18 protein-coding genes are annotated in these 18,180 nt (G+C 67.7%); 13 read left to right on the top strand and 5 right to left on the bottom strand.

What is annotated here, in order from left to right; all coding sequences use genetic code 11:
- Positions 1–24 precede the first annotated feature (24 nt).
- Together hisC and E0H45_RS09805 are read left to right on the top strand one after the other, a co-directional pair.
- A complete protein-coding gene (gene hisC / locus E0H45_RS09810) occupies positions 25–1,104 on the top strand; it encodes a histidinol-phosphate transaminase (protein WP_131336284.1) in 1,080 nt (359 codons plus the stop codon).
- Positions 1,101–1,811, top strand: a complete 711-nt coding sequence (locus E0H45_RS09805) for an SDR family NAD(P)-dependent oxidoreductase (protein WP_165546397.1) — start codon at positions 1,101–1,103, stop codon at positions 1,809–1,811. The genes hisC and E0H45_RS09805 overlap by 4 nt, the downstream gene beginning before the upstream one ends.
- 142 nt (positions 1,812–1,953) lie before the next feature.
- On the opposite strand, the gene E0H45_RS09800 is transcribed toward E0H45_RS09805, so the two are convergent.
- Both E0H45_RS09800 and E0H45_RS09795 read right to left on the bottom strand, forming a co-directional pair.
- Positions 1,954–2,547, bottom strand: coding sequence for a hypothetical protein (locus E0H45_RS09800; RefSeq protein ID WP_131336280.1), 594 nt, complete (start codon positions 2,545–2,547; stop codon positions 1,954–1,956).
- 469 nt (positions 2,548–3,016) lie between these two features.
- Complete coding sequence (locus E0H45_RS09795; protein WP_131336278.1) at positions 3,017–3,955, bottom strand: EamA family transporter; 939 nt, start codon at positions 3,953–3,955, stop codon at positions 3,017–3,019.
- A gap of 457 nt (positions 3,956–4,412) precedes the next feature.
- Between E0H45_RS09795 and pdhA the strand changes: the two genes are divergently transcribed.
- The 6 genes from pdhA (at position 4,413) to E0H45_RS09765 (ending at position 10,291) form a co-directional block, all read left to right on the top strand.
- Entirely contained in the window at positions 4,413–5,576 is a 1,164-nt protein-coding gene (gene pdhA / locus E0H45_RS09790) for a pyruvate dehydrogenase (acetyl-transferring) E1 component subunit alpha (RefSeq protein WP_131336276.1), read from the top strand.
- A 3-nt stretch (positions 5,577–5,579) separates the two neighbouring features.
- Positions 5,580–6,557, top strand: a complete 978-nt coding sequence (locus E0H45_RS09785; protein WP_131336273.1) for an alpha-ketoacid dehydrogenase subunit beta — start codon at positions 5,580–5,582, stop codon at positions 6,555–6,557.
- Positions 6,557–7,900, top strand: coding sequence for a dihydrolipoamide acetyltransferase family protein (locus E0H45_RS09780; RefSeq protein ID WP_131336271.1), 1,344 nt, complete (start codon positions 6,557–6,559; stop codon positions 7,898–7,900). Before E0H45_RS09785 ends, E0H45_RS09780 begins: the two co-directional genes overlap by 1 nt.
- Positions 7,901–8,036: 136 nt before the next feature.
- Positions 8,037–8,465 (top strand): MerR family transcriptional regulator, encoded by a 429-nt coding sequence (locus E0H45_RS09775; protein ID WP_131336269.1) that lies wholly within the window; start codon positions 8,037–8,039, stop codon positions 8,463–8,465.
- On the top strand, positions 8,462–9,418 hold the full coding sequence (locus E0H45_RS09770; protein ID WP_202872239.1) for an NAD-dependent epimerase/dehydratase family protein: 957 nt from the start codon (positions 8,462–8,464) through the stop codon (positions 9,416–9,418). Before E0H45_RS09775 ends, E0H45_RS09770 begins: the two co-directional genes overlap by 4 nt.
- A gap of 42 nt (positions 9,419–9,460) precedes the next feature.
- Positions 9,461–10,291 (top strand): EamA family transporter, encoded by an 831-nt coding sequence (locus E0H45_RS09765; RefSeq protein WP_202872238.1) that lies wholly within the window; start codon positions 9,461–9,463, stop codon positions 10,289–10,291.
- Between the two features lie 109 nt (positions 10,292–10,400).
- Here the strand turns inward: E0H45_RS09765 and E0H45_RS09760 are convergent, their stop codons facing one another.
- Positions 10,401–10,757, bottom strand: a complete 357-nt coding sequence (locus E0H45_RS09760) for a hypothetical protein (RefSeq protein WP_238154986.1) — start codon at positions 10,755–10,757, stop codon at positions 10,401–10,403.
- Between the two features lie 462 nt (positions 10,758–11,219).
- Between E0H45_RS09760 and E0H45_RS09755 the strand changes: the two genes are divergently transcribed.
- Complete coding sequence (locus E0H45_RS09755) at positions 11,220–11,657, top strand: hypothetical protein (RefSeq protein WP_131336265.1); 438 nt, start codon at positions 11,220–11,222, stop codon at positions 11,655–11,657.
- A 163-nt stretch (positions 11,658–11,820) separates the two neighbouring features.
- On the opposite strand, the gene E0H45_RS09750 is transcribed toward E0H45_RS09755, so the two are convergent.
- Positions 11,821–13,218 (bottom strand): S8 family peptidase, encoded by a 1,398-nt coding sequence (locus E0H45_RS09750; protein ID WP_131336263.1) that lies wholly within the window; start codon positions 13,216–13,218, stop codon positions 11,821–11,823.
- A 349-nt stretch (positions 13,219–13,567) separates the two neighbouring features.
- On the opposite strand from E0H45_RS09750, the gene E0H45_RS09745 reads away from it, so the two are divergent.
- Both E0H45_RS09745 and E0H45_RS09740 read left to right on the top strand, forming a co-directional pair.
- The gene (locus E0H45_RS09745) at positions 13,568–14,299 is read left to right on the top strand and encodes a GntR family transcriptional regulator (protein ID WP_238154879.1); all 732 of its coding nucleotides are present in this window, start codon (positions 13,568–13,570) and stop codon (positions 14,297–14,299) included.
- Positions 14,296–15,612 (top strand): MFS transporter, encoded by a 1,317-nt coding sequence (locus E0H45_RS09740; protein WP_131336261.1) that lies wholly within the window; start codon positions 14,296–14,298, stop codon positions 15,610–15,612. The genes E0H45_RS09745 and E0H45_RS09740 overlap by 4 nt, the downstream gene beginning before the upstream one ends.
- On the opposite strand, the gene E0H45_RS09735 is transcribed toward E0H45_RS09740, so the two are convergent.
- Entirely contained in the window at positions 15,609–16,205 is a 597-nt protein-coding gene (locus tag E0H45_RS09735; RefSeq protein WP_131336259.1) for a hypothetical protein, read from the bottom strand. The two genes, E0H45_RS09740 and E0H45_RS09735, sit on opposite strands and share 4 nt — an antisense overlap.
- Before the next feature lie 164 nt (positions 16,206–16,369).
- Between E0H45_RS09735 and E0H45_RS09730 the strand changes: the two genes are divergently transcribed.
- Positions 16,370–17,359: an ATP-binding cassette domain-containing protein gene (locus E0H45_RS09730; protein ID WP_131336257.1), complete on the top strand. Its 990-nt coding sequence runs from the start codon at positions 16,370–16,372 to the stop codon at positions 17,357–17,359.
- The gene (locus tag E0H45_RS09725) at positions 17,356–18,171 is read left to right on the top strand and encodes an ABC transporter permease (RefSeq protein ID WP_131336255.1); all 816 of its coding nucleotides are present in this window, start codon (positions 17,356–17,358) and stop codon (positions 18,169–18,171) included. The genes E0H45_RS09730 and E0H45_RS09725 overlap by 4 nt, the downstream gene beginning before the upstream one ends.
- Positions 18,172–18,180: the final 9 nt, after the last annotated feature.

The raw sequence follows: 18,180 nt of genomic DNA, 5'->3' as shown, positions 1-18,180 counted from the left end.
GCGGGTAAGGACTAACCTGCGGGCATGACCCCTGACAACGAGGTTCGCTTTCGCGCCTGCCTGGACGATGTCGCGGCTTACAAGCCGGGCCGTCCGCCGGAGCGCTCCGACGGTCGCCCGACGTACAAACTCTCCAGCAACGAGAACCCGTACCCGCCGCTTCCGGGCGTGCTCGCCGCCGCGACCGAGGCCGCCGCGCAGATGAACCGGTACCCGGACATGGGTGCCGTCGACCTGCTCGAGGCGCTGTCGGACCGGTTCGGCGTACCGGTGAGCGACCTCGCCGTCGGAACGGGGTCGGTCGCGCTGCTGTACCACCTGCTGCAGGCGACGGTCACGGAAGGCGACGAGGTCGTGTACGCCTGGCGCTCGTTCGAGGCGTACCCGATCGCGGTCCAGCTGACCGGCGCGACGTCGGTCAAGGTGCCGCTGACCGCCGAGGCCCGCCACGACTTCAAGGCGATGGAGGCCGCGATCACCGACCGCACCAAGGTCGTGCTGGTCTGTACGCCGAACAACCCGACCGGCCCGGTGGTACGACGTGACGAGCTGCTCGCGTTCCTGGACGCCGTACCGTCGAACGTGCTGGTCGTGATCGACGAGGCGTACCGCGAGTTCGTCCGGGAGACCGACGTCGTGGACGGGGTCGAGCTGTACCGCGACCGGCCGAACGTGCTGGTCCTGCGGACGTTCTCGAAGGCTTACGGGCTGGCCGGGTTCCGGGTCGGCTACGCGATCGGTCATCCGACCGTCGTCGCGGCGATCCGGAAGTGCGCGCTCCCGTTCGGAGTCAGCTACGTGGCCCAGGCGGCCGCGATCGCATCCCTCGCGGTCGAGGAGGAGCTGTTGGAGCGGGTCGACGCGCTGGTCGAGGAGCGTCAGCGGGTCGTCTCCGCGCTGCAGGCTGCCGGCTGGGACGTTCCGGAGTCGCAGACGAACTTCGTCTGGCTCGACCTCGGCGACGACACCGTCCGGTTCGCCGACGCTGTCCAGGCCGAGGGCGTCTCGGTCCGCCCGTTCCCCGGCGAAGGCGTCCGCGTCACCATCGGCGAACGCGAGGCCAACGACCTGTTCCTGCGCGTCGCCAGCACCTGGCGCCGGTGAGCGCTCTCGTTTGGGTCTCGGGTGCCTCGGCCGGGATCGGCGCCGCGCTCGCCGCATCGGTGCCGTTCCCGGACGCCCGGGTCGTCGACATCTCACGCCGCGGCGGTACGGCGGAACACTTCAAGGCGGACCTGGCGGATCCCGCGGACTGGTCCCGCGTCGCGGAGCACTTCACCGACGAGCTGTCGACGTACGACGGTGACCGCGTGGTCTTCATCCACAACGCCGGCACGATCACACCGATCGGCCCGGCTGCCGGCGCGGACCCGGACGACTACACCCGCGCGGTCCTGCTGAACTCGGCCGCACCGCAGGTCCTCGGGGCCGCGTTCCTCCGGGCGTCCGCGCATCTCACCTGCGAGCGCCACCTGGTGATGCTCTCCTCCGGCGCCGCGACAACGGCGTACTCCGGCTGGTCGTCGTACAACGCCGGCAAGGCCGCCGTCGAGCACTGGGTCCGCACCGTAGGCCAGGAACAACCACCCAACGGCTGCCGCGTCGTCGCCGTCGCCCCCGGCGTCGTGGACACCGCCATGCAATCCGAAATCCGCGCCACCGACGAGACCGATTTCCCCGCCGTAACCCGCTTCCACGACCTCAAGCGCACCGGCACCCTCACCACCCCCGAGACAGCGGCCACCGGCATCTGGTCCCTCCTGGCCCGAGACCTCCCGAACGGCACCTGCACAGACCTCCGCAGCCTCTGACATCAGCGGGTTGCCGGGGCGTGGGCATAAAGAAGCGGCGCCGGGAGGAGTGAGGCTTGCTCCCGGCGCCGCGTTTGTTGCTCCGAGTCAGTCAATCCACCGAGGTGACTGGTTCGGGTCCTGCATCACTGACCAGGGAGGGTCAGTTGTTCTGCTCGTTGCTCTGCTCGCAGGTCTTGAGCGAGTCGACGGAGTTGCCGTCGTTGTCCAGGCCCAGGATGCCGGTCGGGTTCGACAGCGGGACAGTGCCGCCGATGCCCGTGATGTCGACCTGGTTGTGGCAGACCTGCCACGGACCGACCTTGTTGTCGGACACGGAGACGACACCGTTGCCGTCGGCCTTGTACCACTTGCGGTTCTGCTCGTTCTCCTGCTCGCAGGTCTTGACGGCGGTCACGCTGTTGCCGTCGTTGCCCCAGCCCACGATGCCGGTGATGTCGTTGGCCGGCACGGTGCCGCCGATGCCGGTGCCGGCACCGAGGTTGTGGCAGGCCTGGAAGGCACCGAGGTCGTTGCGGTCGATGGCGACCAGCGAGCCGTCCTTGTGCATGCCCCACCAGCGCGCGTGGCCGCCGTCGTAGCCCTTGCTGGCCGAGGAGACCGCGTCGGCCAGGCCGGTGACCTGAGCCTTCTGCTGGGCGTCGTCGAGAACGTTGGCGCTCACGACGGTGGCCAGACCGAGGGTGGCGACAGTCGCCACCGCTGCAGCGGCGACGATCTTACGAGTTACCTGCATTATGCCAGGTTTCCTTTCGGGTTTTGACGGATTCGTCTTAGTGCTAACGACACCTGGCACAGGCGGTTACAAACTTTTTCGTCAACTATTTTCGCGGTACAGGCCTGCACAGTAGTCCGGTGATGAGTTCCCTGACGGAGCAGCAAATCTTGTGCTGACCAGGCAACTTGCCGGCAATGGTAGTGAGTGGAAGTTGATACAGAAGCGCCCGTAACCGAGCTCCGGGTACGTCGTTGAGTCAGCGCGGGTGACGGAAGCCCGTTGAATCGGAAGATTGTTTCGGTGGGCTCGGTGGCTGCCGAATTGGCAATAGCACGATTCGTCGGAATATGTTGGAACCATTGCCGAAGTTTCGTGCCGCGTTTTTCGGGGCGCGGCGCGACCGGCAGCCAGACCCGCTGCCGCGCGCATCGGCAGCGGTGGGAGACCCGGGTCCCTTGGGCCCGGGTCTTTCCTTTTCGTACCGGCGCTACGAGCGCCGGCGCTCGGAGGTGACGACGAGCGCGACGCCGACGATGATCACCGCGCCGCCGAGCAGGATCTGCCAGGTCAGGCTCTCGCTCAGGATCAGCCAGCCGAGGAACACCGCGACGGCCGGGTTCACGTACGCGTACGTGCCCACCAGTGAGATCGGCGCGTTCGCCAGCAGATACGAGTACGCCGTGTACGCGAGCAGCGACCCGAACACCACCAGATACGCGAGTGCGATCCACCCGCTTCCGTGGATCCGGTCCAGGTGCAGCCGCCCCGGCTCTCCCCGCAGTACGCCGAGCAACACCATCGCCGTACCGCCGAAGACCATTTCGTAGAGCGCCGTCACCAGGGGATCGCACGGCAGGCCGAGCCGCGGCGCGTACCGCGAGCCAGTCGCCCAGCAGATCGTGCCGACCACGAGGATCGCCACCGAGAGCGGTTTCGCGCTCGTGTTGCCACCTGACAACGCGAGCAGCGCCGCCCCGCCGAACCCGATCAGTACGCCGACCCAGGTCATCGACAGCGGCCGCTCACCGCCGCCGACCCGCAGCAGCATCAGCCACAACGGGATCGCGGCGACCAGCAACGCCGCCAGTCCGGACGGCACCGTCTGCTCCGCGATCGCCACCGCGCCGTTGCCGAAGGCAAGGAGCAGGATGCCGACCGTGGCCGCGCCGATCGCCTCGCGGCGGGTGATCCGCAGCCGCTGCCAGCCCGACTTGACGGCCAGGCCGGCGGCCATCAGCGCGGCGGCGGTGAGGAAGCGGGTGGCCATCCCGAGCATCGGCGGGATCTCCGCCTCCACCACGACCCGGATCGCGAGGTACGTCGAGCCCCAGACGACGTACACGACCGCGAGGGCGGTCCAGATCATCGCGCCCGAGGCCGTCCGGGAACCGGTATCGACCACTCTGGCGGGAGCAGACGCGGCCATCGGGACCTCCTCGAGGCTGTCAGGGGTGTTTTGCAGGAACGATGCTTACGCTATGGCTCGCGACGACTCCCGCGCAAGGCGGTATCCGGCCACCGAGCCACGGATTCCAGCCAATCGGCGGTACGTCGAGATCCATTTGTGACACTTGCCGTCGAGGCGCCCGATCTCTGTAATATGAGCGTGCCGATAGGACCAGTGGTTGGACTGGTGTCTCACCGCAGGACCGATTTCGGTACCGCCGTACCCGCCGGAGTCCAGACAGTTAGCGAATCAGGCACCTCGTCGGTACGGTGTCCGGCAAGATGGGAGTGAGACCAGTGAGGAGGTCCACTGCCAGCAGTGCATCAACCCCTGGAATCACGCGGACCAGCCTGCGAAAGCCTCATCCGGCGCACCGGGCCGGCCCCGTGCAACGTTGCGGTCGCGGCGATCCCGCGCTCGAACCCGAGGAGTGCATGTGAGTGAGTCGGTGCCGGGCCCTGCCCCGGAAGTGTTCGCGCCCCACGAGGCGCCGGTCAGTCCGCCCCAGGCCTCCGAGGAGGTCGAGTTCGTCCAGCTCCTGACGCCCGAAGGCGAGCGCGTCGAGCATCCGGACTACAGGTTCGACCTGGACGACGAGACGATCAAGGGCTTCTACCGGGACATGGTCCTGGTTCGCCGGATCGACACCGAGGCGACCGCCCTGCAGCGCCAGGGTGAGCTCGGGCTGTGGGCGTCACTGCTCGGCCAGGAGGCCGCGCAGATCGGCTCCGGTCGGGCTCTGAACAAGAAGGACATGGTCTTCCCGACGTACCGCGAGCACGGCGTCGCGTTCTGTCAGGGCGTCAACCCGCTGAACCTGCTCGGCCTGTTCCGCGGCGTCGACCAGGGCGCGTGGGACCCGAAGGACAACAACTTCCACCTCTACACGATCGTGATCGGCGCGCAGACGCTGCACGCGACCGGGTACGCGATGGGCCAGCAGCGCGACCACGCGATCGGCGACGCCGAGAACGGCGAGGCCACGATCGCGTACTTCGGTGACGGCGCCAGCAGCCAGGGTGACGTCAACGAGGCGTTCATCTGGGCCTCGGTGTTCAACGCGCCGGTGGTGTTCTTCTGCCAGAACAACCAGTGGGCGATCTCGGAGCCGATCGACCGGCAGACCCGGATCCCGCTGTACCAGCGCGCTGCCGGCTTCGGCTTCCCCGGCGTCCGCGTCGACGGCAACGACGTACTCGCGACGTACGCCGTCACCCAGCAGGCCCTGAAGCGGGCCCGCGAGGGCAGCGGCCCGACGCTGATCGAGGCGTACACGTACCGGATGGGCGCGCACACCACGTCCGACGACCCGACGAAGTACCGGCTGAACGAGGACCTCGAGCACTGGAAGCTCAAGGACCCGATCGAGCGCGTGCACGCCTACCTGAGCCGGCACGCCGCCGTCGACCACGACTTCTTCGACGAGGTCGAGGCCGAAGGCGACAAGATCGCAGCCGAGCTGCGGGCCGGATGCCTCGCGCTGCCGGACCCGGTGCTGTCCGACTTCTTCCAGAACGTGTACGTCGACGAGACGCCGCAACTGGCCGAGCAGCGGGACCAGTTCATCGCGTACGCCGCTTCGTTCGAAGGCGAGGGCTGAGCGATGACCAAGATCACACTCGGCAAGGCCATCAACGCCGGACTCCGGGCCGCGATGGAGAAGGACCCGAAGGTCCTCGTGATGGGCGAGGACATCGGCAAGCTCGGCGGGGTCTTCCGGGTCACCGAAGGACTGCAGAAGGACTTCGGCGAGGACCGGGTGATCGACACCCCGCTCGCCGAGTCCGGGATCATCGGCACCGCGGTCGGGCTCGCGTTGCGCGGGTACCGGCCGGTCTGTGAGATCCAGTTCGACGGCTTCGTGTTCCCGGCGTACGACCAGATCATCAGCCAGGTCGCGAAGATGCACTACCGCTCGATGGGCAAGATCAGGATGCCGATCGTCATCCGGATCCCGTACGGCGGCGGCATCGGCGCGGTCGAGCACCACTCGGAGTCGCCGGAGACGCTGTTCGCGCACGTGCCGGGCCTCAAGGTGATCTCCTGCGGCGACCCGGTCGACGCGTACTGGATGATCCAGCAGGCGATCGAGTCCGACGACCCGATCGTGTTCTTCGAGCCGAAGCGGCGGTACCACGAGAAGGCCGAGCTGGACGAGGCCACGCCGCCCACGCTGCCGCTGCACAAGGCGAAGGTGGTCCGCGAGGGCACCGACGCGACGCTGCTCTGCTACGGCCCGATGGTGAAGACCTGTCTGCAGGCGGCCGAGGCCGCGGTCGAGGACGGCCGCAACCTGGAGGTCATCGACCTGCGAACGATCGCGCCCTTCGACCTGGCGACGATCTTCGCCTCCGTGAAGAAGACGCGGCGTGCGGTCGTGGTGCACGAGGCGCCGTACTCGTTCGGACCGGGGTCGGAGATCGCGGCACGGGTGACCGAGGAGTGCTTCTACCACCTCGAGGCGCCCGTACTGCGGGTCACCGGGTACGACACTCCGTACCCGCCGTCGCGGATGGAGGACGACTACCTTCCGGACCTCGACCGGGTGCTGGACGGCGTCGACCGGGTGATGGGGTACTGATGGGCATCCAGCAGTTCCGCCTCCCCGACGTCGGTGAAGGACTGGTCGAGGCCGAGATCGTCAGCTGGAAGGTCAAGCCCGGCGACACGGTCAAGCTCAACGACACCGTCGTCGAGATCGAGACCGCGAAGTCGCTGGTCGAGCTCCCGGTCCCCTTCGCGGGCGTGGTCACCGAGTTGCTCGTGCCGGAGGGCGAGACGGTCCCCGTCGGTACGCCGATCATCTCGGTGCAGACCGAGTCGGCGGAAGCTTCGCCGGAGGATCTGGTTCCGACGATCCCCGAGCCGGAGGAGACCGGCGGCCGCACCGCGGTCCTGGTCGGCTACGGCCCCAAAACCACCGAAGCCAAACGCCGCCAACGCAAACCGTCCACTCCGGTGGCTGAGGTTCTTGTCCCGTCGGCTCCTGTATCCGCACCGGTTCCTGAGCCGGTAGTTGCGCCGGTTGCCGGGGGCAACGGGTCTGTGCATGTGCTCGCCAAGCCGCCGGTGCGCAAGCTCGCCAAGGATCTGGGGATTGATCTGGCTGTGGTGACGGCGACCGGACCGGGTGGAGTGATCACGCGGGCCGACGTCGAGGGTCACGTCGAGGCGCCGGCAGTTGCGGACGTTCCGGCGTACGAACCTGCTCCGGTTGTCAGCGGACGGGAAGACACCCGCGTACCGGTCAAGGGTGTGCAGAAGGTGATGGCGCAGGCGATGGTTGCCAGTGCGTTCACCGCGCCGCATGTGACCGAGTGGATCACCGTCGACGTCAGCGCCACCATGGAGCTGGTCGAGCGGTTGAAGTCGGACAAGGCGTTCCGGGACCTGAGGGTCTCGCCGTTGCTGATCGTCGCGAAGGCGGTCACGCTGGCGGCCCGGCGTACGCCGATCGTCAACGCGGCCTGGGACGAGCAGGCGCAGGAGATCGTCTACAAGGGCGCGGTCAACCTCGGCATCGCCGCGGCCACCCCGCGTGGGCTGATCGTCCCGAACATCAAGGGCGCCGACTCGCTCACCTTGCCCGACCTGTGCAAGGCGCTGAACGACCTGGTCGCGGTCGCCCGCGAGGGCAAGACGCAGCCGGCGGACCAGGCCGGCGGTTCGTTCACGATCACCAACGTCGGCGTGTTCGGCGTCGACGCCGGTACGCCGATCATCAACCCGGGCGAGGCCGCGATCCTCGCCTTCGGCGCGGTCCGCAAGCAGCCGTGGGTGGTGGACGACGAGATCGTCCCGCGCTGGATCACCACGCTCGCGCTGTCCTTCGACCACCGCCTGATCGACGGCGAAAAGGGCTCCATCTTCCTCGCCGACGTAGCCGGCATCCTCGAAGACCCAGCCCGCGCACTGATGTTCTGACCCCCACGCAGGCCCGGGTGAACCCACCCGGGCCTGCTGGCGGGGTTTGCGGAAACAATGTTGCGCTGGGTGGCAGAAATGTTCCGCAAAGTCGACCGTTGACCTCAAGCGCTTGAAGTGTGTGAGCGTGGTGGGCATGACGAGCTTCACCATTCAAGAGGTGGCGCGGCGGAGTGGGTTGAGCGAGCCGACGCTGCGGTACTACGAGGACGTCGGACTGGTCGGTCCGATCGACCGCGATACGAGCAGCGGGCATCGCCGCTACCGCAGTACGGACGTCGACACGCTCGAAGCGTTGGCTTGTCTGCGGGCGGCCGGCGTGAGCATCGACGACATGCGCACATACCTCGCCAACCGCGCCCGCGGCCGGGAGGCGGCAGCCGAGCAGCGTGACCTGCTGCTGCGGCACGCCGTACGGATCGAGGAGGAGATCGCCGCGCAACGCGTGCGGCTCGAGTATCTGCGGGAGAAGGCCGCGCTGTGGGACGCCCGCGACCGCGGCGACGACACCGCCGAGGCCGCGGCGATCGAGCGGCTCGTCGGAGTGGTCGGTGAGCTCCGGTGATCCTGGTCACGGGCGGTTCCGGATACTTGGCGACGCACCTGATCTCGCGGCTCCTGCGCGACGGACAAGAGGTCCGTACGACGGTGCGCTCGACTTCACGCTCCGGCGACGTGCGAGCCGCCGTACGCCGTGGCGGTGCGGACGATTTGGGTCTTGAAATCGTCGAGGCCGACCTGTTGGCGGACGACGGCTGGCTCGCGGCGGTGGATGGCTGTCCTGAGATTCACCATGTCGCTTCGCCGATTCCCGTCGTACAGCCGGATGATCCGGACGAGCTGATCGTGCCTGCGCGTGAGGGAACGCTGCGGGTACTGCGTGCCGCACAGGCCGCTGGTGCGCGGCGCGTCGTACTGACGTCGTCGTTTGCTGCGGTCGGGTACACGCCGAAGGCCGGGGCCGAGTTCACCGAGGAGGACTGGACCGATCCCGATACGCCCGGGCTCGCGCCGTACCCACGCTCGAAGGCGATCGCCGAGCGCGCCGCCTGGGACCTGATGCGCGACGCCGCCACCGAACTCGTGGTCGTCAATCCGACCGGGATCTTCGGGCCGACGCTCACCACCGACCTGCGCTCCTCGACCCAACTGATCAAGATGATGCTCGACGGCACGATGCAGGTCGCGCCACGCGCCCGCTTCGGAGTCGTCGACGTCCGCGACGTCGCCGACCTGCACATCCGCGCGATGGCCGAACCCGATGCCGCAGGCAACCGCTTCCTCGCCGTCGCCAACGGCTCCACAACCAGCTTCCTCGAGATCGCCCAACTCCTCCACCGCAATCTAGGCGCCAACACCCCGACCGAGGAGGCCCCAGGCCCCGACCTCCCCCGCCCCGTCATCCACAACGACCGAGCCCGCAAACTCCTCAACTGGTCCCCCCGACCCCCCGAAACGACCATCCTCGAAACCGCCCGGAGCCTCCAAGCACTCGGCTTACTGCCAGCCCCACGCTGAAATTCGCCTGTCCTCTTGCGCGGGTGGTGAGAGGGTGTGGGGGTGGTCGTGATCTTGGTGGTGCTTGGGGCGGCGGTGCTGCATGCCACGTGGAATGCGATGGCTCATGGGGCGCCGGATCGGGTTGCCGGGTTGGCGTTGTTCGAGCTTGCGGCGGGCGTGATCGGGCTCGTCGCGGTGCTGGTGATGGGCCTGCCGCCGGCCGGGACGTGGTGGTACATCATCGCGTCCGCGTTGCTGCATCTCGCGTATCTCGGCGGGCTGCTGGCGTCGTACCAGCTGGGTCAGTTCAGCCAGATGTACCCGTTGGCCCGCGGTACGTCGCCATGGGTCGTGGCCGTGGTGTCCATCGTCGTACTGCACCAGACCATGGCCGTACTCGAGTTGGCCGGCGTACTACTCGTATCGGCCGGCCTGATCGCGCTCGTGTTCATCGGCCGCCCGGGGCGCGGACAGGTACCGGCGCTGTTCGCCGCGATCGGGACGGGGCTGATGATCGCGTCGTACACGGTCGTCGACGGGCTCGCCGTACACAAGATGCCGGTGGCGACGTACATGGGCTGGGTGTTCATGCTGCAAGGGTTCGCGGTCCCGCTGGCGGTCCTGTTTTGGCGCGGGCGCCAGGCGTTCAACCTGCCCCGCCCAGCGATCCTCTCCGGGCTGGCCGGCGGCGTCGTCTCGATGGCCGCCTACGGACTCGTCCTCTGGGCCCAGACCCGCGGCACCCTGGCCGCAATCGCCGCCCTCCGCGAAACCAGCATCATCTTCGGCGCCATCATCGGCGCCATCTTCTTCCACGAACGCTTCGGCCCCAAACGAGCCGCCGCCGCAGCCGTAGTAGTCGCCGGCATAGTCCTGATCACCACCGGCTAGGCCACCCCTCGATCGCCGAGTCGTGGGATATGGCTGGAGATTCGAGCCTCGATCCACGACTCGGCGATCCGGGCCGGAGCCAATCACCACGACTCGACGACGACCAGGTCTACAGGCAGGTGCGGTCGGTGCTTCGTGGGTCGTCTACTGCGCGGCTGCGGTAGATCTCGCCGGCCATGGCCTGTTCGCGCCACGGTCGGGCCTTCTCGAACCACATCGCGAAGTCCGGCCGGTTCAGGTCGGCGTACACAACGCCCTCACCGCCGTCGAGCTGCGCGAGGTAGCGACCGTCCGGACCGATCACACCGGAGTTCATCAGGTGCGCGGTCTGCGAGGGCAACGCCATGGCGACCCAGTAAGTGTTGATCGAGGCGTGGGCGCGGGCCTTGGCCTCGAATACCTCGTCGACGGGATAGGCCGACAGCAGTAGGCAGTCGACACCGAGTTCGCGGTACTGCGAGAACAGGTCGGGAAAATTGATCTCGATACAGATCGCGCACCCGAACCGGAACCCGTCGACCCGAGACGGTAGGACCAGCGACAGCGACCTGAGACCAAGGTCCCTTTGCTTTCACAGCGGACCGCGCTGGGGACGATCAACGAAGGTAAGGCGCAGGCCACGCCGCGACACATCGTGCCGTCTCTCCCAGCCCCCGTCAACCAACTCTTGCTGCGATCGACCAGCCCAAGCTCCTCGGCTGACTTGCGATAACCCCCGGAGACTGGGAACACGCAATAGCCTGTTCCCAGTCCCCGGCGGTTATCCACAGTTGCGCGATCGTCACTGGCGAACCTGAAGAAGGTGCGCATCATGGCAGCCCGAGGGATGACACCGACGTACGACGAACTCATGCACCGCCTGCCTTGGGACGGCTGACAAACGCTCGAGCCTCACAGCGGACGGGGAGCGCTTCGCTAGCATCGGCTCGTGACAGTGACAGCGTCTGGGGTGTTCCGACGAACCGCGATCGAGCGGGCAGATCAACGAGTCTCCTGGGAGCGAACGGATCGGGCCTTCTTCTCGAGTGGGGCGTGCCACGTGCTGGCCTGGACGTGCAGGGATTTCTATCCCGATCAGGAGATCGCCTTGGCGGCGATGTACATGGGTGAGTTCGAGCATCCGCTTCACGTGTACGCGAGGTGGGGCACGTGGGTATTCGATGCGTCGGGCTGGAACCTTGAGTCCGAACTCCTGCAGGTCAACAGCGACTTCGAGGGCCTCCCCGTCCGTGAGGTGGAGACGATCAGCAGTGACCTTCGGGAGTTCTGTGAAAAGCACGTGCATCGACAACCGCACCAGTACTGGGCAGATCCGACAGAACGCGCACGCGCCTACGTGAGCCGATACGACCCACCCTGGCTCTAGCTGTCATCAACTTCTTGGCCGAGTACATCTAGAGGCTGGTTGCCATGGCCGACCAGTCCGGTGCGGGTCGCGTGCTGGGTTGGCCGCGTTGGGCTGACCGCAGTCTCCTCGGCGAACCACGGTGCTGTGAGCGGGGGTCTCGGGCGGGTGACCCCCGCTCGGTTCAGCGGGTTACGGCGTCCAGGGCGTCGGCGATGCCTTCGCCGTAGAAGGCGTTGTTGGCGGTGGTGCCGGTGCAGCGGGCGTCTGGGGTGGTGGGGCACGCGGTGTCGTCGGCTTCGCGGTGGAGGGCGCGCTCGATGTCGCGTGGGCCCCACCACGGGTGGGTGGACTTCATCAGGGCCGCGATGCCGGTGACGTGCGGCGATGCCATCGACGTACCGCTGAACTTGGCGTAGCCGCCGGGGACCGTGGACAGGATCGAGCTGCCGGGGGCGGCGACGTCGATCTTGTTCAGGCCGAAGTTGGAGAAGCTGCTCTTCACGCGGTCCACGGTGGTGCTGGCGACGGTGATGACGCCGGGGAGTTCGGTCGGCATGTCGAGGCAGTCGTTGTTGATCGTCCGCGTGACGGCGGTCGAGTCGTTCGGGCTGTTGCTGTCCGTGGTCTTGTTGGACAGGTCGTAGTTCGAGTTACCGGCGGCCGCGACCGAGAGTGTGCCCTGGTCGGTCGCCCACGCGTACGCGCGCCGTACGGCTTCCTGCACCGCGCCCTGGTCCCCGTTGTCCTTGCACCAGAACTCGTACGGGTCGATGAAGTAGCTGTGGTTCGTGACGGCCATGCGGTGCTGGGCGGCCCAAACGATCCCGCAGATCGAGTACTCCGGGTAGATGTAGCCGGCGTCGTTCACGACCTTGACGGACGCGATCCGTACGCCGGGTGCGACCCCGACGATCCCGATGCCGTTCCGGGCTGCCGCGACCGTCCCGGCCACGTGCGTGCCGTGCGAGCTGGTCGTCGGGCGCCAGGCGCCCGTGGTGGTGTCCGGTACGCCGTTGTTCACGCAGCTCACGGAGTCCGCCGCGTCGAAGTTCGGCGCGAGGTCGGGGTGGGTGTCGTCGACGCCGCTGTCGTTGATGCCGACCAGCACGTTCCGGGAGCCGTCGGTGACCGCGTGCGCCTGGTCTGCCTTGATCTGGACCATGTCCCACTGCTCGCCCTCGCGCGGGTCGGCGACCGGGGTCGCGTCGGCGAGGTCGTTCGAGTTCAGCCCGCCGGGGCCTTCGCTGACCGCCGCGGTCCGGGTGGCGCCGACGGACTGGACGTCACGACTGGTGCGGACGTCGGTCTTGAAGTCCGGGTTCGTCGACTGCGCGATCACCACGCCGAGCTGCCCGTACGAGACCAGGACGGTCCCGCCGGCCGCTTTCACCGCGTCCTCGGTCTTCCGGACGTGACCGGGCGTGGCCTTCGTGTTCACCACATAGTTCATCAGCGGGCCGGGAGCTGGGTCGTCGAGAGCGGCGGCGTGCGCCGTGGTCGCGGCACTCAGAGACACACACGCCAAGGCGGCGGCGGAGAGGCCGGCCGCCAGTCGGCGGGGGCGGGACGTTCGGGACAAGATGCCTCCTCAGGGCTGGCCGGGCGGACGGGCCCGGTATGCCGAGACCTTAGGACGGATTCGCGGCACACGGAGTCCTTCATCCACAACGCAGGGGAAACCCTGCATCACGCTGAGGTCCTGTCTGGTGATCAAACGCCTACTGCGGGGCACTCGGCACGGCACCTCGCCGCACCGAGCACCTCCTCGCTACGGCGCTGGATCACCAGACAGGACCCTGTTCCCCACATCCTGTGGATACGCCTGTGGATAACTCGTGGACAAGCTGGGGAATACCCGGGCCCAGCGGTGGATTGAGTGTGTGTAAGATAGATACAACAGAGATACGAGTCGTATGGGTGGGAGTTCAGTGGCAGGCGGGGACCCGGCGCAGGTGCCGGATGCGTTGATATTGGGTGACGAGACCGCGGAGATCGCTCGCGTGGTCGTCGAGGCTGCGCCGGGGGTGGAGAAGATCCCCGCGGCCGAGCGCGTGTACGCGTATGTGAAGGCCGCGATCCTGGATCGGGCCTATCCCGGCGGCGAGCTGCTCACCGAGGGCGAGCTGGCGACCGCCGTCGGCGTTTCCCGTACGCCGGTGCGCGAGGCGCTGCTCCGCCTCGAGGAGTCCGGCCTCGTCAAGCTGTACCCGAAGCGCGGCGCCCTCGTCCTCCCGGTGCTGCCGCAGGAGATCGACGACGTCCTCGAGGCCCGCGAGCTGATCGAGACGCACGCTGCTGCCAAGGTCTGGCCGCGCCGCAAGCGGCTGATCGAGGCGCTGACGGAGCGCGTCGACGAGATGCGCGCGCACCGCAAGGCCGGTGACGCGAAGAGCTTCCTGGAGGCCGACCGGGCCTTCCACGAGGCGATCGTCGATGCCGCTGGCAACCAAATCCTGGCGAAGCTCTACAACAGCCTCCGGGACCGTCAGGTCCGGATGGGCGTGCCCGGGATCGAGGTCCAGCCGGTCCGGATGGACAAGTCCATCACCGCGCACCAGGAGATGATCGACGCGCTCGGCGGCAACAGCGTCAAGCGCTTCCGTGAGCTCGTCGTTGCACACATTGCCGAAGCCGCGAGTGATCTGCGGGGCACTCGGTGACCGAACTCCTCTTCCCCCTGGGCGGACGGCGAGCCTGGGCGGTGTGGGCCACTGCTGTCCTGACGTACCTCGTGACAGTGCTGCACCGCGGCTCGATGAGCGTCGCCGGCCTGCAGGCCGCAGAGCGCTTCGACATCTCCGCATCCGCTCTGGCGAGCTTCACCGTCGTACAGCTCACGGTGTACGCCGCCATGCAGGTCCCCGTCGGCGTACTACTCGACAGGTACGGCTCCAAGCGCCTCCTGATCACCGCGTCCGGACTGCTGTTCGTAGCGCAGTCGGCGTTCAGCCTGGTCGACTCGTACCCCGCTGCGCTCGCCGCACGCGCCGTACTGGGTGTCGGCGACGCACTGGTCTTCATCAGCGTGCTGCGCGTGGTCATGTCCTGGTTCCCCGCGTTACGGCAGCCGGTGATGTCGCAGGCGACCGGAATGCTCGGTGGTCTCGGAGCGATCATGTCGACCGTGCCGATGGCCGCTGCCTTCCACGCCTTCGGGTGGACGACGACGTTCGCCAGTGCGAGCGTGCTGAGCCTCCTGGCCGGTCTGCTCGTGCTGTTCCTGATCAAGGACACGCCGTACGACGAACCGCTCCGCCGGGCCAAGCAGCCGCTGCACGAGGTCAAGAGGAACCTGCGCCGTGCCTGGCAGGAGCCGGGTACGCGGCTCGGTCTGTGGACGCACTTCACCACCAGCTTCTCCGGCAGCACGTTCGGGCTGCTCTGGGGCTACCCGTTCCTCGTGCAGGGACAGGGCCTCGCGCCGACGACCGCTGCGGCCATGCTGATCATTCCTGTGCTGGCAGGGCTCTGCTACGGCCCGCTGGTCGGGCGGTACGCCGCCAAGTTCCCGTTCTATCGGTCGTGGATCGTGCTGGCGGTGATCGCGGGCTCGGTCGTGATGTGGACCGTCGTACTGCTCTGGCCGGGCCGTGCGCCGTTGCCGGTGCTCCTGGCGCTCATCGTCGTACAGGCGGCCGGCGGTCCGGGCTCGATGCTCGGGCTGGACTACGCGCGGACGTTCAACCCCACAACGCGGTTCGGTGCGGCCAACGGGATGGTCAACACCGGCGGGTTCATCGCCACCCTGATCTGCATCGGCATGGTCGGCGTACTGCTCGACGCTTCGTCAGGTGGTGCGCCGCAGGCGATCGACGACTTCAAGTTCGCGCTGGCGTTCCAGTACGTGCTGTGGGCGATCGGCACCCGGCAGATCCTCAAGTACCGGCGGAAGGCGCGCGGCAACCTGGCGCGGTACAACCCCGAGGCCTACCAGGCACTGCTCGCCAACGAGATCGTCCCGCTCAAAGGCTAACCCTGCTTGTGCACGTGCGGGTCGAGGATCTTGCGTAGCTGACCCGTGGTCGGGCGGCCCTCCTGCTCGCTGTGGCCCTTCGCGTCCTGGGTGGTGCGGAGGAACGTCTGGCAGGGGTCGGCGTCCTCCTTCATCGTGTTGCCGACGAAGCCAACGCCGTCGACCCGGGTCTCGCCGAGCCGCTTGCCCGTCCGGGCCTCGAACACCGCCACGGTGTACGTGCCGCGGTACAGGTCGATGGTGCGGACCACCGGACCGTTCGGCACGTTCTGCTCGGTGTACTCGCACCGTTTGACGAATCCGCCCTGGCCGACCCGGTTGATGCAGCTCACGAGTTGCACCGCCGCCGGGTCCTCCGGGAACCACGTGCTGATCTCCGGGTCGTCGCTGGGCAGCGAAACGCCTCCGTTCACGATCTCGATCGGATGCGGCGACGGACCCTGGTACGCCGCAGCTTCCTCGAAGGAGCGTGGCGACTCGCACATGCGGTCGTAGTCGGCGACCTTGAACGGCTCCGGCTTGAACACGACGTACCCGATCGCCCCTGCGGCGACGACTGCCACCGCGACCCCCAGCACAGCACCACGTCGCACGGGCCACTCCTCCACGTCGAACGCGAAACAGAGCCACACCGTACTGGCACCACAGGGGCGTGCCCTGGCATCAGCTGTCACGGCCTGACAGCCGAGTGCCAGAGCGGTGCCAGGGCACTGCGGCACGGTAGTCCCAGTGAAGTGAAGGAATCTGGGAGGAACCGATGACCACAACGAACCAGGTCGCCATCGAGGCGGTCGGTCTGGTCAAGAAATATGGCAGTACGACCGCGCTTGCCGGCGTCGACCTGAGCGTGCCGACCGGCACGGTCCTCGGGGTCCTCGGCCCGAACGGCGCCGGCAAGACGACCGCGGTCCGCATCCTCGGCACGCTGCTCCGGCCGGACAGCGGCCACGCCACCGTCGGCGGGTACGACGTCGTACGCGAGGCCGGCAAGGTCCGGAGCATCATCGGGCTCACCGGGCAGTACGCGAGTGTCGACGAGGACATGTCCGGCCGCCGCAACCTGATCATGATCGGCCGCCTGCTCGGCTACTCACGGCCGCAGGCCCGCGCCAAGGCGGACGAGCTGCTGGAGCGGTTCGAGCTGGTCGACGCCGGTGACCGGATCGCGAAGACGTACTCCGGCGGTATGCGCCGCCGGCTCGACCTGGCCTCGAGCCTGGTCGGCAACCCGAGCATCCTGTACCTGGACGAGCCCACGACCGGTCTGGACCCGCATGCCCGCAACGGCGTCTGGGAGACGGTCCGCAACCTGGTGCTCGACGGGACCACAGTGCTGCTCACCACGCAGTACCTGGAAGAGGCCGACGCGCTGGCCGACTCGATCGTGGTGTTCGACAAGGGCGCCGTGGTCGCGAACGGGCGGCCAGCCGAGCTGAAGGCGCAGGCCGGCAAGCAGTCGCTGGACGTCCGCCCGGCCGAGCCGGCCCACCTCGAGCGGGTCGCCGCGATCGTCGCCGAGTCGACCGGTACCCGGCCGTCGGTCGACGTGGTGAACACGTTGGTGAGCGTCCCGGTCAGCGACGGCTCGTCGATGCCGGTCGTCGTACGGCGGCTGGACGAGGCGGGGATCGCGGTGACCGAGCTGTCGCTGCGGTTGCCCAGCCTGGACGAGGTGTTCCTGGCGCTGACCGGGCACACCGCCGAAGAGAAGAAGTCCGACGCCGTACTGGAAGGAGCGAGCCGATGAGCACCGCAACTCTCGAACCAGCTGCCCACCCGGGCTACCGGTCACGGCCGTTCGCCTGGGTACAGCAGAGCCTGACGCTCGCCTGGCGGAACATCGTCCGGATCCGGCAGAACCCGGAAGCCCTGGCGGACGTGACGTTCCAGCCGATCATCTTCCTGGCGCTGTTCCTGTTCGTGTTCGGCGGCGCGATCGCCGGGGGCGGGGGCTGGCGCAGCTACCTGCCGACGCTGCTGCCCGGCCTGCTCGTGCAGACCGTGGTGTTCGCGACGATGGGCACCGGGGTCGGCCTGAACGACGACTTCGCGAAGGGCGTCTTCGACCGGTTCCGCAGCCTGCCGATCGCCCGGGTCTCGCCGCTGATCGGTGCAGTCCTCGGGGACGCGGTCCGGTACTCGCTGTCGATCGTGATCCTGATGACGAGCGGGTTCGTGCTCGGTTTCCGCTTCGACAACGGGGTCGGTAACGGCTTCCTGGGCATGCTGATCGTGCTGCTGTTCGCGCTGTCGATGTGCTGGATCTGGGTCTGGCTCGGCCTGGTCATGAAGACCGCCCAAGGTGTGCAGGGCATCGCCTTCCTGGTGATGTTCCCGCTGACCTTCGGCAGCAACATCTTCGTCCCGGCCAGCACGCTGCCCGGTTTCCTGCAGGCGTTCACCAAGGTCAGTCCGATCACGTACCTGGTCGACACCGAGCGTGCCTTGATGGGCGGCGGTGCGCTCCAGAAGCCGCTGCTGATCACGCTGGCCTGGATGGTCGGCCTGGTCGCGGTCTTCGCGCCGCTGGCGATCCGCGCCTACCGCCGGCGTACCTGAGCAAATTGT

This window comes from Kribbella soli (assembly GCF_004331345.1).
In the GTDB taxonomy this organism is placed as follows: domain Bacteria; phylum Actinomycetota; class Actinomycetes; order Propionibacteriales; family Kribbellaceae; genus Kribbella; species Kribbella soli.
This window is presented reverse-complemented; position numbering and strand designations above follow the sequence as displayed.

Coding starts and splice junctions, on each gene's coding strand:
- E0H45_RS09775 (WP_131336269.1), top strand. CDS start 8,037: ATGACGAGCTTCACCATTCAAGAGGTGGCGCGGCGGAGTGGGTTGAGC.
- E0H45_RS09780 (WP_131336271.1), top strand. CDS start 6,557: ATGGGCATCCAGCAGTTCCGCCTCCCCGACGTCGGTGAAGGACTGGTC.
- hisC (WP_131336284.1), top strand. CDS start 25: ATGACCCCTGACAACGAGGTTCGCTTTCGCGCCTGCCTGGACGATGTC.
- E0H45_RS09730 (WP_131336257.1), top strand. CDS start 16,370: ATGACCACAACGAACCAGGTCGCCATCGAGGCGGTCGGTCTGGTCAAG.
- E0H45_RS09795 (WP_131336278.1), bottom strand. CDS start 3,955: ATGGCCGCGTCTGCTCCCGCCAGAGTGGTCGATACCGGTTCCCGGACG.
- E0H45_RS09725 (WP_131336255.1), top strand. CDS start 17,356: ATGAGCACCGCAACTCTCGAACCAGCTGCCCACCCGGGCTACCGGTCA.
- E0H45_RS09800 (WP_131336280.1), bottom strand. CDS start 2,547: ATGCAGGTAACTCGTAAGATCGTCGCCGCTGCAGCGGTGGCGACTGTC.
- E0H45_RS09785 (WP_131336273.1), top strand. CDS start 5,580: ATGACCAAGATCACACTCGGCAAGGCCATCAACGCCGGACTCCGGGCC.